Source organism: Prevotella sp. C0026C3 (assembly GCF_056590795.1).
Genome location: NZ_JBWPWW010000020.1, coordinates 22,581 through 39,695 on the forward strand (window position 1 = coordinate 22,581; position 17,115 = coordinate 39,695).

Annotated in this window: 7 protein-coding genes and 2 pseudogenes; 7 read left to right on the plus strand and 2 right to left on the minus strand. The window is 45.4% G+C overall.

The genetic code is table 11. The features are described 5' to 3' along the window. Positions 1–33: 33 nt before the first annotated feature. Together AC1EK4_RS10505 and AC1EK4_RS10510 are read right to left on the minus strand one after the other, a co-directional pair. Positions 34–1,215 (minus strand): hypothetical protein, encoded by a 1,182-nt coding sequence (locus tag AC1EK4_RS10505; RefSeq protein ID WP_480297508.1) that lies wholly within the window; start codon positions 1,213–1,215, stop codon positions 34–36. Positions 1,216–1,233: 18 nt separating this feature from the next. Next, positions 1,234–3,609, minus strand: a complete 2,376-nt coding sequence (locus tag AC1EK4_RS10510) for a TonB-dependent receptor (RefSeq protein WP_480297510.1) — start codon at positions 3,607–3,609, stop codon at positions 1,234–1,236. A 201-nt stretch (positions 3,610–3,810) separates the two neighbouring features. On the opposite strand from AC1EK4_RS10510, the gene AC1EK4_RS10515 reads away from it, so the two are divergent. From AC1EK4_RS10515 to AC1EK4_RS10545, 7 genes and pseudogenes are all read left to right on the plus strand, one after another. Then, positions 3,811–5,556, plus strand: a complete 1,746-nt coding sequence (locus AC1EK4_RS10515; protein WP_480297512.1) for an ABC transporter ATP-binding protein — start codon at positions 3,811–3,813, stop codon at positions 5,554–5,556. A 3-nt stretch (positions 5,557–5,559) separates the two neighbouring features. Then, on the plus strand, positions 5,560–7,257 hold the full coding sequence (locus tag AC1EK4_RS10520) for an ABC transporter ATP-binding protein (RefSeq protein WP_004359173.1): 1,698 nt from the start codon (positions 5,560–5,562) through the stop codon (positions 7,255–7,257). A 173-nt stretch (positions 7,258–7,430) separates the two neighbouring features. Next, positions 7,431–7,736, plus strand: a pseudogene (locus AC1EK4_RS10525) (hypothetical protein); the annotation flags it as partial. 102 nt (positions 7,737–7,838) lie between these two features. Continuing rightward, positions 7,839–8,757 (plus strand): annotated as a pseudogene (locus AC1EK4_RS10530) (IS982 family transposase). 198 nt (positions 8,758–8,955) lie between these two features. Further along, positions 8,956–10,359: a DUF3945 domain-containing protein gene (locus AC1EK4_RS10535; protein ID WP_480297516.1), complete on the plus strand. Its 1,404-nt coding sequence runs from the start codon at positions 8,956–8,958 to the stop codon at positions 10,357–10,359. Between the two features lie 21 nt (positions 10,360–10,380). Next, positions 10,381–12,465 carry a type IA DNA topoisomerase gene (locus tag AC1EK4_RS10540; RefSeq protein ID WP_480358203.1) on the plus strand — a complete coding sequence of 695 codons (2,085 nt, stop codon included), beginning with the start codon at positions 10,381–10,383 and terminating at the stop codon, positions 12,463–12,465. Between the two features lie 94 nt (positions 12,466–12,559). Beyond that, positions 12,560–17,053: a DUF2958 domain-containing protein gene (locus AC1EK4_RS10545; protein ID WP_480358204.1), complete on the plus strand. Its 4,494-nt coding sequence runs from the start codon at positions 12,560–12,562 to the stop codon at positions 17,051–17,053. Positions 17,054–17,115 lie beyond the last annotated feature (62 nt).

Below are 17,115 nucleotides of genomic sequence, written 5' to 3' on the forward strand. Positions count from 1 at the left end.
AATAGCTCCATGAGAAATGTTTTTAATGAGAGTTTACTCAAATGCGACTAAACTTGAAGGAACTCCTATGGCAGTAACAATTGGCTTTTGCGAGCATTCGCCTGTCTTGGTATTGTAGGTGTAATACCCCGTACCATTGTTACATATCATTCCAAAGACGATGAAGTCCTTGTAGCGAGTTATAGCAAAAGAGCCATTGCTATCGGTCATTGGCAAATCAAGTTTTTCGATGGTTTTGTTCCAAATGTCGATTTTCACAGGTTGGAAGTCTTTCTTGAGTATTCCAAATTCTGTATCCGTTACTTTCACGCAACTATACACAATACCATTACCTGCATAGAAAGACTTAATCATATACTGCCCTGTTTTGCCTATTCCTTTTATGGTTGTCTTCGATAGGTTGAACAGATAATCGCTATCCCATTTGTCGCTTCCTTTGCGGATACGCAGGAAACCTTCCTTATCGGCAACATTGAAGTTGTTACCCGCACTGTAAAAGTAGATGTCACCCCGCTCGTCTATGAATGCGTCAGAATGGCGGAACAATCCTACAACACTTGTGCGGTTATCTTTGATAACTTCAGTCTTTTTCGTCTTGAGGTCAATGATAGCTACCTCTGCTCCAGTACCCGGTACGGAGGTATGAGGCGAATTGAGCTGATTGAGGGAAACATACATCTTTCCATCACGGATGACATTACAGCCGGGATCAGGATTGTTGTCTTGAACCGCATAAGACGAGAGGTCAATTTCATCTTCCTTTTGCAATGTTGAAGTATTAATTAACGCAATTTTTCCACGTCCGTGTAAAGCAACGTATGCCCGCTGTTCATCAACGAAGTTAATTTCTCCGGGTTGAGCCATCTGTTCAAATGTCATAGTACCTGCTTTTATCAGTTCTCCATGGGCACCTCTTGTAAACTTATGTATCTTATCCCCGAATTTCCCTTCGGGTACAAGCACTGTATTACCCTTAGCAAAGAGGTAGCAACCGAACCCGAATTCAAATGCTTTCTTATTGTCGGTTGCTTGAGGAGTCAAATCACTGAATGTCCCTACATAAGCACTTTTGTCCACATAATGCACAAAGGTGAAATGTTGCTGAACCTCTTGAGGAGTAGGCGTAGGTTCATCATTTTTGTTACAAGATGTCAGCCCTATGAAGCCGACCAGCATAGCAGAAAAAGCTATACGATTGAAAATAGTTGTATTCATCTTTTTATATTTGTTAAATTAGAAAATTCCTTTTGAGAAGACATATCTGAATTTGAGGTGAAGTGTCCGTCCTGCCAATGGTTGGCGGAATTGGTCCCAAACTTCTTTGTTCATTATATTATGGCATTCCAAGGCTACGGAATATTTGCTTTTGTAGGTCAACAATAGACCCATGTCATTGACGAAACTGCGGGGAATACGTCGTTTCTGTAATTCGGTAAGTTCCCAGAAGTAGAAGAACTCCTCAGTAAATTTGCCGTCCCAGAAAGCCTTGACATACCAATTCTTGAATAATCGGTTGCTGTGATACTCCGCCCCGAAGTTGGCGAACAAATAGGGAATGTTCGGTAGTCGCAATCCTTTTGTCGGATTGGGGGCTTGGGTACCGGGTAAATAGTTCAAGACATCACGCACATCCTGATAAGTTAGATTTCCGTAGGCATAGACCGTTGGCGATATGTCCAATTTTATTTCGGTTTCTATACCTTTAATATGTACCTTTTCTGCGTTTACATATCCGGCTGCCATGTGTTGTTTCATCAGTTTTATCATATCGCTTACCTGCATATAAAAGCTGTTCACTTCAAACTGCAATCGCGATAAGCCGAGGACATCATTTTTGTCTATTAAGAACCCCAGATTGAAGTTGTGGCTTTTCTCTGGTCTCAATCCGGCTGCAGGAAAGGTGATGATACCATCACCGAATAGTTCTTGTGAATTGGGAAGGCGTATTGCCCGCTGGTAAGATGCTTTCAAGTGAAAACCTCTGAAGGGCTCGTATTTTATTGCCTCTATCCAGCCTATTTGTGAGGTCGTATTGTTCTTTTTCTTCGGAGCCTCAATCATCTCGTATGAAGTCAAATCTTCTATCTCGGAATGGAGGTGGAAATACTTTGCGGAGAGCATATTCGTCAGTTTCTTATCAAAGAGTTTTGACTCCCAAGTCAACCCCGAAATGAAACTGGTCTTTTTACTGGGAAATCCTCCGATAACAAAACCTGCATGCTGACTTGCAATGTTGTCGCTCGGTTGTCTTCTGGCGTAGTTAATAAGTGTGTTCAGATTCAAACTGTGATTGGCGGACAACTTGTAATCAAAATTGATACGTTCATTGATTTCCAATCCTTTGTCATTCGAGTTGTGAGGAACATCCCCTGTTTCTCCCTGTCCATTCGGACTCGGATATATGTTTCCTTCGAAATCGTGATTAACTCGTGCCGTATCCACAAAATTGTTTGTTGTATGTGAAAGGGAGAAATGAGACTCAAAGTTAAGGCGGTCGTTCAGCATTCCGCTTTTTATCAATTTATTTTCCAACATAAACATTCCTGATTTGTTTTCGGCATGTTGTATGTTTTTTAAGATACCTTGAATTTCATTGAAACGATTGTAATACCCGAACTCGGTACTAATCTCATCGAGCCAAAGTTTCGTGAAAGCAATTTTTCCCTTCAACATATACGAACGAAAACGGTCATGGTCACGTCTTACTAACAGATTTTCTCTCTCGGGAACTCTGAAAGAGTAGTCATTCTTTGCAGATGTATAATAACCTCCCGCACCGAGTAGAATGCCACTCTTTGGAAAATTCTTGCGAGAGAAGACACTTCCTTTGTGTGTTTGGTAAGATCCGAATTCATACGAGGCATCTAAATAATCCGTACTAAACTCTTTAGTAACGATATTGACGGCTCCCCCCAATCCATCACATCCGAAACGGGCGGGTATGATACTCTTATAGACTTCTATTCTTTCTATAATGTCTATCGGAATTTCATCAAGAGAAAAAGCCCCGCCAGAAGTACTCATTGGTATTCCGTCCCATAAGATTTGAATGCGGTTTCCTTCCAATCCATGAACAATAATTCTCGAACTGCTTCCTAAACCGCCAGTCTGCCCAACTTTCAAACCTATGGTTTTATTCAAAACGGTTTCTAACGAAATAGATCTGCCTTGAAGTTCTTTTGCATTTATTACAGAAACTGCTTCAGGCGACTCTCTGAGTATTTGTGCTCTTGTTTTTCCTACTACGACTACATCTGCCAGCTCTGTTGATTCCGGGAGTAGTCTTATGGTATAACGCATCCCATTTGCAGTAATCGTATCGGTAATGGTCTGATAACCGACATAACTTACCATAAGCATAAGTTTTTGATTACTTGATGCACTTAGTTTTGCAATACCTTTCCTGTTTGTAGTCGTACCATTCGTGTACGTTGGAGCATTCAAACCTTTCCATTGTACGGCGGCAAATTCTATACTGTTCCCATTTTCTGCATCAATAACTTTTATTTCTGTTGGTTGCAGTTGTGCAAACATAGGAAAAGACCACAACGATAGAAAGCCGACAATGAGCATTCTTTTGTATAAATGGACTATTGAGCTGATTGGCATATCATATTTGTTTGTGAGATTCTTTGCAAAGGTACTTACCTTCCGAGTAAATAAATAACCCTATTATACACGCTTATACCCCTGTTGTGTTTATATGCGAGCAAATTGTTGTTTTGGGGCAGTGTAATGCTTATCGGGGTTATTTTATCCCTGTTTGTTGCCTTACTTTTGCAACAGAAAAAAAATCAAAACGACACATATATGGATAAACAAAAAGTCAGACCTCTTGATGAGGAACGGGAGAGCCGTAGCCTGCTCTCCAATGCTGTGGTTATATTGCACCTTATTTTAGGCACACTCCCTATACTGCTTGTAGTGTGGGCTGTGGACAAGTTGATAAATGGCACGCTCCCTCCCATAATAGTTTGGGGTATTGGAGGAATAATGATACTATTCGCAATGCTTCGAGGCGTATTCTATGGAACCTCGATTTGGCGCGCACACCGGTCGGCTTACAATGCCCTTACACGATTGAGGTTGCGTATCATAAGTCATTTGCAACGCTTGCCGCTCGGTTTCTTTCAAGAACGGAAAGTTGGCGACTTGGTGAATATTATTAACCACGATGTGGAACAAATTGAAATTTATTTAGCACATGGATTACCCGAAATCCTTTCGGCTACGCTTTTTCCAGCCTTACTCTGGGTAATCATTATGGTGTTAGACTGGCGTTTGGGGCTGTCGCTCATTTCTCTTTTGCCTGTGGCATTTCTTCTGCAAATGGCTGTCAAAACACTTTGGGGAAAGAGCTTTCAACACTTTATGGAAAGTACGCAAAAAATGTCGGAAGACCTTTTGGAATATGTGGCTACCATATCGGTAATCAAAGCCTTCAGTAACGAGGAAAACAGAACGGAACGGGTACTTGGTGGTATGCGCGACTACATCCGTTGGGTAAAGCGGAGCATGTTTAGCGTTACCGTTCCCATGACATTGATAACGATGTTCTTGGAAGGTGGTATCGTGGTAATGACTCTTATTGGACTATGGATGATGAGTTCGGGCGAATTAACTGTAGCTCGTTTTATCCTTGCCTTGATATTGGGCGGTTTATTCTCGTCCTCCTTTGCTAAGTTGGCTACATTCCAACATTTCCGAATCGTCTATGGTCAGTCGTTGGCAAAAGTGCAGTCCATCATAGAGGTACAGACAAAGGACACGGCGGACAAGAAAACGGATACGACACAAACGGATGTTTGTTTCGAGCACGTTACATTTTCCTATCCAAACAAGGAAGACAATGCGCTAAAAGATGTATGTCTTCAATTTCCGAAAGGTAGTCATACAGCTATCGTAGGCGAGTCAGGGTCGGGAAAAACCACGCTGGCAAGTTTGATGATGGGGTTCTGGCACCCCCAAACAGGTACTATCCGATTGGGAGGAGAGAATATTACGGAACTCTCCGAACGTAACATCGCTGATTATTTTTCGATGGTACAGCAGGAGGTTTTTCTCTTTAACACAACCATTCGGGATAATATCCGTATAGGAAGACCTACCGCCACACAAAAGGAAGTGGAAACGGCAGCACAGCGTGCTCATATTCATGATTTTATCATGGGATTGCCGAATGGTTATGATACGCTGGTAGGCGAAGCTGGCGTAAAATTCTCCGGCGGAGAAAAACAGCGTATTTCCATTGCCCGAATGTTGCTCAAAGACTCTCCAATAGTTATTCTCGATGAAGCCACCGCTGCTTTGGACGGAGAGAATGAGAAACTAATCCAAGAAGCTCTTGACGAATTGCAGCGCAACAAGACCGTCATTACCATTGCCCATCGTCTCAATACGATTCAGGATATGGAGCGTATTGTTGTGATGGACAAAGGGCAGGTTGTCTCAAAAGGAACACACCAAGAACTGATGAAAGACTGTTCTCTGTACCGCAATATGACGGAGACGCAAGAACAAGTAAGTAAATGGCAACTGAAAGAAGAGGAGGTATAAACAATGGTACGCAATATATTGAATGAATTGACCGCTCGCGGAGTGCGGCATCTGATTATCTCTGCACTGTTTTTCGTGGTTTATGCTCTTTGTGGCACGGCAATCATGCTAACCGTCTTGTTCCTTATCGACCGTCATATACAAGGAGAAAGCATCTCTTTCATTTCGGCAGCATGGTTACTTGGCGGTCTGCTGGTATTGAAAACCCTATCCAATGCCATTGCCGATATGAGCAAGCATTTTGCCGGATTTGATCTTGTGGAACGTATCCGCGAGAAAATCATATTGAAACTGAAAATGTTCTCACTCGGTTTCTATACCAATGAGCGTCTGGGAGAGATAAGTACAGTCATTCACAAAGACGTGGATAACATGGAAATGGTAGTAGGACATCTATGGACACGGATGTCTGCTGATTTCATTGTAGCTCTGATACTTGGCATCGGACTGTTCTGTGTGGACTGGCGCATGGGATTGACAATGGTAGCCATTCTTCCTATTGCCCTGTTTTCTCTGTATCGGGGCATTCGCTCGGGAATAAAAGCACAGGAAGAGTCTCAGGACAATCTGGCGGATATGGTCAGCCTCTTTGTAGAATACGTCAAGGGTATTCCGGTTTTGAAAGTGTTTGGAGGAAAAGGAATGTTCCGTGACAGACTTGACCACTCTGTCAGTGAATTTGGAGAAAGCAGTAAGAATACTTCTCGTTTGGCAGCTGTGAGTGTGGGCAGATACACTTTCCTGATAGAATTGGCTTTCGCTCTGATGGCTACAATCGGTCTTTGGTGGACACAGCAGGGGGAACTTTCTCTTTTCGCTTATTTAATGTTTATCATCGTCTCAAAAGAATTCTACAAACCTTTTGTCAATATGGAGAGTCATTGGCTGAATTACATCAAGGTAAAAGATAGTTACGGACGCATTTCCCATTTATTGAATGCTCCTGTTATCACCAATCCTGAACAGCCGAAAACAGCAACCCATTTCAATCTTTCCTTTGACAAAGTGGATTTCCATTATGAGAAGGAAGGTTTTGAGATGAAAAATCTCACGTTCCATGTTCCCGAAGGAACGGTAACGGCACTTGTCGGATCGTCAGGTTCTGGTAAAACAACCATTACCAGCCTGTTACTCCGTTTCTGGGAACCGCAGACCGGTAGTATCCGTATCGGTGGTATAGACATTCGAGAAATGGACTATGATTATCTGCTCGGTAAAATCAGTGTAGTGATGCAAAATGTTATTCTCTTTTCAGATACCATTGCCAATAATATCAAAGTGGGCAATCAACATGCTACGCAGGAAGAAATCGAAGAAGCAGCACGTAGAGCGATGATACACGACTTTATCATCAGCCTGCCGGAAGGTTATGAAACAAAAATCGGAGAAAACGGTTTGGGACTCTCCGGAGGGCAGAAACAAAGGCTTTCAATCGCCCGTGCTTTCTTGAAAGACGCTCCCATCATTCTTTTGGACGAGATAACGAGCAATGTTGACCCTGTCAATGAATATAAGATACAACAGGCAATGTCTGCCCTTATCCGAAATCGCACAGTCTTGGTCATTGCCCATCATTTGCAAACCATCCGTAATGCTAATCAGATTATTGTGATGGACAAAGGACGACTTGTAGAGAATGGGACGCATGCAGAACTTGCAGCAAAAAACGGAATGTACTGCAAATTGCTGTCTATGCAATAACCTAATCAATGAAAAATATGGAGGTATGGAGTTTGATCCATACCTCTCTTTTTGCCACTTTCATCCATATTAACGCCACAAGTACGCAGTTATTTCCAACTGCTAACATGCACAGTTTCTTTGATTTACCTTTGCCCATACACCGCTATTGGTGTCATTAAATACATTGTAAAATGGACAAAAAAATCAAAGATCAAGAAGCCCTTTTGATGAAAGACTCCAAGGACGAGAATCTCAAAGCCCTCTCAGGGACAGATGAGAAAGGCGGACTGAAGACAGTATCGCCCACCGCCGAGCATGAACAGAGTTTCCTGAAGATCGACAAGCACAGCAATGCTTTGGAGAAACTCCTCTCCAACTTCATACGGCAGTTCAAGCCCCCCACACAATTCCACTTCTTCAAAGTCCTCTTCGAGGGTGTTGTTGCCAGTGCACGAGTGCTCACCGAGATGCTCAAAGCACTGGATGCTCCCTCCAATAATGCCAGTTCGGGATAAGAAAATTCCCTAAAAAGTTGGTAATCTCGCCATTATTTTGCAACTTTATGGTTGAAAATCAACAACTTACAAACATATATAGCGATGATTACCACTGACAAAGTTACTGAAACATTCTGTGTATTGGATGGCTTCTGCAAGAATTTAGATACCGAATTAACTAAAGATCTCCATATCGCCCCATGGACTAGGGATATAAGCGAATGAGAAACTGCAAAGGGCAAATGTCCAAAAGCGAAATCATGACCATCCTACTGTGCTACCATTTTGGCTCATTCCGCAACTTCAAGCACTATTACCTCTTTTTCATCGAGGAACATTTGGCAAGCTATTTCCTCTATGCCGTTTCCTACACGTGTTTCGTGGAACTCATGCCCTGCGTATTTTTCGACCTGATGCCCTTCATGCGCATCCAAGGTTTTGGAAAGTGCATGGGCATTAGTTTCGTCGACAGTACAATGATTCCAGTATGCCACAACATGAGAAGGAAATTTAACAAGGTGTTTGATGGACTTACCAAGAACGGAAAGGGAACGATGGGCTGGTGCCTTGGTCTCAAGCTGCATCTGCTGTGCAACGAGATAGGCGACGTACTCATGTTCTGCCTAACCCCCACAAATGAAGATGACAGAAACCCTAGGGTGTGGAAGGTCTTCACCAAAGTGCTCTACGGCAAAGTTTTTGCCGACAAGGGGTACATCAAGCAAGAATTCTTTGAGAACCTCTTCAACCAAGGCATCCACCTCGTTCATGGGCTCAGTCGAACATGAAAAACAAGCTTATGCCCTTGTGGGACAAGATGATACTCCGCAAGCTATATATAATAGAATGCATCAACGAACTGCTCAAGAACAAGGCTAACCTTGTCCACTCACGCCATCGTTCCGTACATAACTTCCTCATGAATCTTTGTGCGGCATTGACTGCATACTGTTTCTTCGAGAAAAAGCCCGAGGGACTGCTAGTGCGCATTGAAAAGAGTAGGCAATTGGAACTATTCTAAACAAACCCTTGTCCCGAACTGGCGTAGAAACTATATTCTAATAAAGTGATATTTTAGGCTTTACCATAAACTAAACATAATAGATTGTTTCCCATAAATTCCTTTTATTTCCTACTTTACCCGAAAACTTTTTCATCTCTTCATATACCTATAATTTAGCTGCTTGATAAGAGTATTCACCATTAAAATTATCAAGCAATGGAATCAAATAACAATGACAATTATGTGCTGGTATTGGAAGACCGCGCGGAAGTGAAGAACGAGAATGAAGCTGGGAAACTCTCTGTGGTTTCGGGTATTGACGACAAAGGCAAGCTCCAAACAATCGAAGCCAAGGACGTGCATCAGGCTGCCTTTTTGAAGTTCAACAACAAGGACGGTTTGCTGAAGAACTTCATGACCAATTTCCTCAAACAGTTTAACGAGCCGTCCCGTTTTGGACTCTACAAAGTAGTGGCTAACAACGTGGAGCAAGGTGTGGCATCGCTCCAAACAATGTTACAAAACCGTGAGAAACCTGAGAACAAGCAGCAGTTGGCAGACAGTCAGGTGTGCTTTGATGATTTCCTGCCCAAGCAGAAGAATGCCACCGCCATCGACGAGTCAAAGATTGATTGGAAGCAGCTTGACAACCTCGGTCTTACCCGTGAGCGATTGGAGCAGAGCGGAGAGTTAGCAAAGATGCTCAACTGGCAGAAGAGTAACCTTGTAACCATCGCCATCCCGATGGGTGATACTACCATCTATACCGATGCCCGTTTGGCATTCCGTACCGATGGCGAGGGTAATATTGGTTTGGCAGTTCACCCGCTCCGCAAAGAGCCACAGCTCGATTTCCCCTATATGGGACACAAGTTTTCTCCAGAAGAGAAAGAGCAACTTCTTGCAACGGGTAATCTTGGCAAGACCATCGAGATTACACCCAAAAATGGTGAGCCATTTGCCGCCTACGTTTCCATTGACCCACAGACCAACGAACTCATAGCCCTGCGTGCCGACCGTGTGAACATTCCCAAAGAGATAAAGGGTGTTACACTTTCTGATGCACAGTATAAAGACCTTGTTGAGGGCAAAGCCGTGAAAGTGGAAGGAATGACCGCCAAGAGTGGTAAGTCCTTCAATGCTACCTTGCAGGTCAATGCCGAGAAGAAAGGCATCGAGTTCATTTTCGATAACAAGCAAGGCTTGAAAGAACGACAGCAGCACACGCAGCAGCAAGGCGCACCACGCAAACTCTGTGGTTTGGAACTCTCCGACAAGCAGCGTGAAGCCTTGGACAGCGGTCGAACACTTTATCTGAAAAACATGGTGGACAAGGAAGGACAACCCTTCAATGCCTATGTCCGTATGGATAAGGAGCAGAACCGCCCGCGTTTCTACAAATGGAATCCTGACAAGAAGCAGGAAACTGGCAAAGAAAAAGTAGTTGCCGTGGCGGAAGAACACAAGACGCAGGTAGCCGTGAACAACCACGGCAAGACCAACGAAGCTACCAAGAACGTGAACGAGCCGTTAAAGTCCGGGCAGACACAGCCCACAGCCGCACAAAAGCAGAAGCAGGACGAGAACAAGCAGAAGAAGTCCCGTGGACGTAAGATGTAACCTTTAATTCTATTATCAACTATGATTACTTGTATTATTGCCGAGAAACCCTCGGTAGCCAGAGATATAGCCCGTATCGTAGGGGCTAATACCAGACAAGACGGATATTTAGAAGGTAACGGCTATATGGTTACTTGGGCAATGGGACACCTCATTACCCTTGCCATGCCCGAAGCCTACGGTTTTGCAGCCTATAAAGCAGAAGACCTGCCCATCCGTCCCAATCCCTTCCAACTTATCGTGCGACAAGTGCGCAAGGATAAGGAGTACACATCAGACCCCGCAGCACTCAAGCAACTCAAAGCCATTCGAGTTTGCTTTGACAAGGCTGACCGCATCATCGTAGCCACCGATGCCGGGCGTGAAGGTGAACTCATCTTCCGCTATATCTACAACCATTTGAACTGCCACAAACCTTTTGACAGACTTTGGATTTCCTCCCTCACGGATAAAGCCATCCGTGAAGGACTTTCCAATCTTAAGCCGGGAAGCCATTACGATAATCTCTATTACTCTGCCAAGGCAAGAAGCGAAGCCGACTGGCTTGTGGGCATCAATGCCAGCCGTGCCCTGTCCATCGCTCGCAAAGGCGGTTACTCTTTGGGAAGGGTACAGACCCCGACACTCGCTATGGTCTGCCGTCGGTACATAGAAAATCGTGATTTTTCTTCCGTCCCCTATTGGAAACTCTCCGTAGCAGCAGAGAAAGAGGGCGTATCGCTGAAAGCTGTGAGCAGTAGTGCATTTGACAATGAAGCCGATGCACAGTCCGCTCTCGCCATGCTTCGCGAACAGAGCCGGCTTACCGTGACTTCGGTCGCAAAAAAGGTGGAACATACGTCGCCACCCCTCTTGTTCGACCTTACCTCCCTACAGAAGGAAGCCAACCGAAAGCACGGCTTTTCAGCAGATAAGACCCTCTCAATCGCACAAAGCCTCTATGAGAAGAAAATCACGACCTATCCCCGCACCGGCAGTCGATACATCAGTGAAGACGTTTTCGAGGAAGTACCCACTTTACTTGGCAAGATAGGCACTGCACTTCCGACACCACTTAACCGCCACTCGGTGGACAACGGCAAGGTAACTGATCACCACGCCATTATCCCTACGGGTGAAACAACATCGGGACTATCGACAGATGAAACGACCATCTACCAAATGGTAGTCCATCGTTTCATCGAAGCCTTTTCTCCCGATTCAGAGGAGGAGAGGATGCAGGCGGAACTGACAGACGGTACAAACACCTACATTTTGAAGGCGTGCCGAAGTATCTCCTTGGGCTGGAAAGCCGTGCAGCATAGTACTGGCACGAACGATGAAAAAGGCAAAGAGGAAGAAGAACAGACTTTATCCGTATTGCCCAATCTAATAGAAAACGAGGTGTTACCACTGCTTTCTTCAGAAATTACCGAGCACAAGACCAAGCCCAAACCGCTCTATACAGAAGCGACTTTGCTTTCTGCTATGGAAAACGCAGGGAAAGAGGTCGCAGATGCAGAAAGTAAAAGAGCAATGGCAGAGTGCGGCATCGGTACACCAGCCACTCGTGCCAATATCATCGAGACATTGATTCTGCGAGACTATATCCGAAGAGAAAAGAAAACGGTAGTCCCGACAGAGAAAGGCTTGGCAGTCTATGAGATTGTCAAGGATAAACGAATTGCCAATGCAGAGATGACAGGCTCGTGGGAACTGACCCTTGCCGCCATCGAGGCTGGACAAATGCCACCCGAGAAGTTCGCACAAGGCATCAACTCCTATGTGGAGACGATTTGCGAGGAACTCCTTGCCCTTGCTCCACAGGTACAAAAGTCCTATCCCACCTACCACTGCCCCAAATGCAGCAATGAGAGTGTGGGCATCTATGCCAAAATTGCGAAATGCAGGCACGAGGGCTGCGACTTCCACATCTTCCGTGAAATCTGCGGCACGTTCCTTTCCGAGGACAATATCCGTGATTTGATAACTACCGGGCGAACGCCTATCCTCAAAGGCTTGACGAGCAAGGCAGGCAAGAAGTTCAACGCACGTCTTGTTCTGGGCGAAGACCATACCACCGCCTTTGAGTTTGAAGGAAAGAAAGGCAAAGCACGAGGAAGATAACTCTCACAGAATCGGAGATAAAACAAATTAGTTGGAAGATAGGAAAAATTATCTTCCGACTAATTTTCCCTCTCCATCTTAAAACAGAAAAATTATGGCATACAATAAGAAAGCAGTCTTGGAGGGCAATACGGAAGCCATCCGTGTGATCCTCCGATTAGAGAAAGAACGCCGTGAAGCCACCGAAGCCGAGAAAGTCCTGCTCAGAGGTTATCAAGGTTTCGGTGGTCTGAAATGCGTCTTGAACCGATGTGATAATCCCGATGACCTCCGCTATTGGAGCGCATCGGAGCAAAACCTGTTCGCGCCTACCCAAAGGCTCAAACAGATGATTTACCGTGATGCCGTCGATGCCAGCACCGCCAAACGCTATTGGGAGAGTATCAAGGCAAGCGTACTGACCTCCTTCTATACCGACACCCGTATCGTCTCCGCCATTGCCGAAGCCCTTAGTGCTGCCGACGTGCAAGTAAGAAGGTGCTTAGACCCTTCAGCAGGTATGGGAGCCTTTACCGAAACCTTTGCCAAAAGTGCCGGTATGGTCGATGCGATGGAGAAAGACCTACTGACGGCGCGCATCACACAAGCCCTTCATCCTTACGGCAAGGATAATATCTTTGTTCGGCAAGAACCCTTTGAAGCCATCGGAGAACTGGAAGAAAAGGACAAGTACGACCTGATTACCAGCAACATCCCCTTTGGCGACTTTATGGTTTATGACCGTAGTTATAGCAAGGGAGAGAATATCCTTAAACGGGAATCCACCAGAACCATTCACAATTATTTCTTTGTAAAAGGGCTGGACACTATCAAGGAGGGCGGACTTCTTGCATTTATTACCTCGCAGGGTGTATTGGACAGCCCCAAGAATGAAGCCATCCGCCGTTACCTCTTGCAGAATAGCCGTCTTATCTCCGCCATCCGCCTACCTTCGGGTATGTTCTCCGAGAATGCAGGTACGGATGTGGGCAGCGACCTGATTGTCCTGCAAAAACAATCGGGCAAGGAAATTGGTGAGGGCATCGAACAGCAGTTTGTACAAACCGCCTCTGTTCCCAAAGGCGACGGCTTTTCTATTGCGTTTAACCATAACTCCCTCTTTGAGGGCGAATGGAAGGACATTTCCCACCGCACGATTGCCATAGAGCGCACGATGGGTACAGACCCTTATGGTAAGCCCGCTTGGGAATATACGTTTGACGGCAGTATCGAGGATATGGCTGACAGTCTGTGTACACAACTATCCTTGGAAGTGGAGCAGCGTTTCGACCGCAAGCTCTACGAAACCGGCATACCCATGACCGAGGAGGAATGGCAGGTACACGTGGACAAGATGGTGCAGAAAGTGCAAGGAGGTCTAAAAACAGAACAACCACCTCTGTTACAAGAATCCAAGGATAAGGAGGAAAAGAAAGAGGATAAGGAAGATGAAAAAGAAGAAGAAAATGCTTACAATTTGATGCCCGACAGCACTAAGAAGCAACTTCCCAAACTCTATGCAACGGAAAAGCAACTCATCGGCGACCGCACAGCATACGCTCGCTACTTTTTCCCTATGGGAGCCTATACCGCCTATATGCTGGAATACGACCCCAAGGAACGCATTGGTTTCGGTGCTGTCACGATGGGCTATGGTTGGGAACTTGGGTATATGTCCCTCAAAGAAATGGAGGAAGTCAAGATACACGGATTGGGTATAGAACGGGACTTATACTTCAAACCCACTAAATTGCACGAGATAGCAGAACTGGAAGAGATTGTCAGAGGACAATACACTAAAGAACCCATCATTGAGGAAATCAAGGATGAAAGCCGTCAGGAAGTGCAGAAACCTGTACAGGAAGACAATCAACCACAAGCAATGGTAGAACAAGTCAAGGAGGTTTTGAAAGTCGAAGAAGCTGCGCCAGTTTTACATACAGAGCCTGAAACCGAACCAGCCCCAGAAGGTGTCCCCGTAATTACCCTTCAAAGACAATACGAACAAGAAAGCCGTGAAATTCGCACAGACGTGGAAGCCCCACGCGAGATGAACGGTCAGACGGTATTCTTTGATGAAGACCATCATCCGATTATGGATAGCACCATAGAGACAGAAGCCATGGAACAGTTCTTGTTTGCCCCAGAGGAATATAGTCTTTGGACACAAGATGTAGCCCGTGTAAATAATGAAATCAAAGAGGCTGCTCAACAAAAGAAGGTCAGCGATAACCAACCACTTTCTGCGAGCAGGCAACCCAAGCCGGCAAGAAGCACGCCAAGCAGTTCCCGCAGAAGCAAGAAAACTGCATCTGCTCCCGTCAGAGAGCCCTCGCTCTTTGACTTTATGGAGGAAGCCGAACCTCGCAAGCCACAGCCCATAGCAGAGGTTAAGAAAGAGTTTGATGCTTCACCGCGTCCGTTCCTTTCTTCTCCCGACTCACATTTGCGTGACGGCTCGATAGTCGTACAGAATGGGCAGGTAGGTTTCCTGTCTGACTTGAAACGACATCCTACCTTCAACCCGATGGACTTACCCTTTGCTCAGCTCTCACGGCTGAAAGCATATATTGAGATTAGGGAGAGTTATCACCGACTCTATGATTATGAGGCGAACAACCAAGCGGAGGACAAGGAAGAGCGTGAGAAACTCAATCGGCTTTATGACGACTATGTAGGTCGTTGGGGGTACTTCAACCAGAAGACAAACACCGATGTCATCAAGATGGATGCCACCGGAGTGGAAATGCTGTTCTTGGAACGCTCCGAGAACGGCAAGTACATCAAGGCGGACATCTTCGACCATCCGACGGCTTTTTCCACCTCCGAACTGTCCATAGCTTCAGACCCGATGGAGGCATTGGGCGCATCACTCAACAAATACGGCACGGTGGAGCTTGACTATATGAGTTCTTTGCTTCCCGATATGGAAGAGAGCGATATGCTTTCTGCTTTGGAAGGACGCATCTTCTACAATCCCGAAGAGGACAGCTATGAGGTAGCCGACAAGTTTATTTCTGGCAATGTGATTGAAAAGGCGGAGCGTATCGAGTCGTGGCTCTTGGATCATCCGGAGCATGAGGAAGCGAAACAGAGTCTGACTGCCCTGCGTGCCGCCACTCCCACGCCCATTCCCTTTGCTGATTTGGATTTCAACCTCGGTGAACGCTGGATACCCGCGAAAGTCTATGGCAAGTTCGCCTCGGAGTTCTTCGAGACGGACATCAGGGTGAGTTATCATTCTAATATGGACGAGTATGCCATTGGCTGCGACCAAAAGAACGGTAATATCTGGCACAAATATGCTGTACAAGGTGAGTTTAGACGCTATGACGGACTCAATTTATTGAAGCACGCACTTCACAATACCATTCCTGACATTAACAAAAGCAAGACCATACTTGATGCGGAGGGTAATGAGAAGACGATTAAGGTTCGTGACGGTCATGCCATACAGATGGCAAATGCCAAGATTGAGGAAATCAGACAAGGCTTTGTAGATTGGCTCGGACGGACACCCGACACGTTCAAGGAGCAGCTCTCTGACCGTTACAACCGCCTTTTTAACTGCTTTGTGCGTCCCAACTTCGACGGTACGCATCAGTCGTTTCCCGACCTCGACCTTAAAAGATTGGGCATACAAGACCTTTATAAGAGTCAGAAAGATGCCGTGTGGATGCTGAAGACCAATGGAGGTGGTATCTGCGACCACGAGGTCGGTGCAGGTAAGACGCTTATCATGTGTACAGCAGCCTACGAGATGAAGCGGTTGGGATTGGCTAACAAACCGATGATTATTGGACTCAAAGCAAATGTATTCGATATTGCCGACACTTTTCGCAAGGCTTATCCCAATGCCAAGATACTCTATCCGGGAAAGAATGACTTCAGCAAGCAGAATCGCCAACGCATCTTCAATGACATCAAGAATAATGATTGGGACTGCATTATCCTCACGCATGAGCAGTTCGGCATGATACCGCAAGCATTGGAGATACAAGAAGCGATTTTGCAGAAAGAAAAAGATTCTGTAGAAGAAAATCTTGAAGTGCTCCGTATGCAGGGAGCGGACATTTCCCGTGCCATGCTCAAAGGCTTAGAAAAACGTAAGCAGACCTTGGAAGCCAAGTTACAGGACATTCAAGACAGCATTGCCGAGCGCAAGGACGATGCCGTGGACTTTAAGATGATGGGTATTGACCACCTTTTTGTAGATGAAAGCCACCAATTCAAGAACCTGATGTTCAATACTCGCCACGACAGAGTGTCGGGCTTGGGCAATCCGGATGGCTCACAGCGTGCGCTCAATATGCTCTTTGCCATTCGCACCATACAGGAGCGGTCAGGCAAGGACTTGGGAGCAACTTTTCTTTCGGGAACTACTATCAGTAATTCGCTAACAGAATTATATTTGCTCTTCAAATACTTGCGCCCGCAAGCCTTGGAGAAGCAGGGCATTAACAGTTTCGACGCATGGGCTGCGGTCTTTGCCAAGAAGTCCACTGACTATGAGTTTTCCATCACCAATGAGATTATTCAGAAGGAACGCTTCAGAACCTTTATTAAAGTGCCTGAACTTGCCTCGTTCTATGCGGAAGTATGGGAGTAGAAAGCAGAAAATGGCATAAAACTCATATCTGACTGAAATACAGCGGATATTGCTTGTTTCTT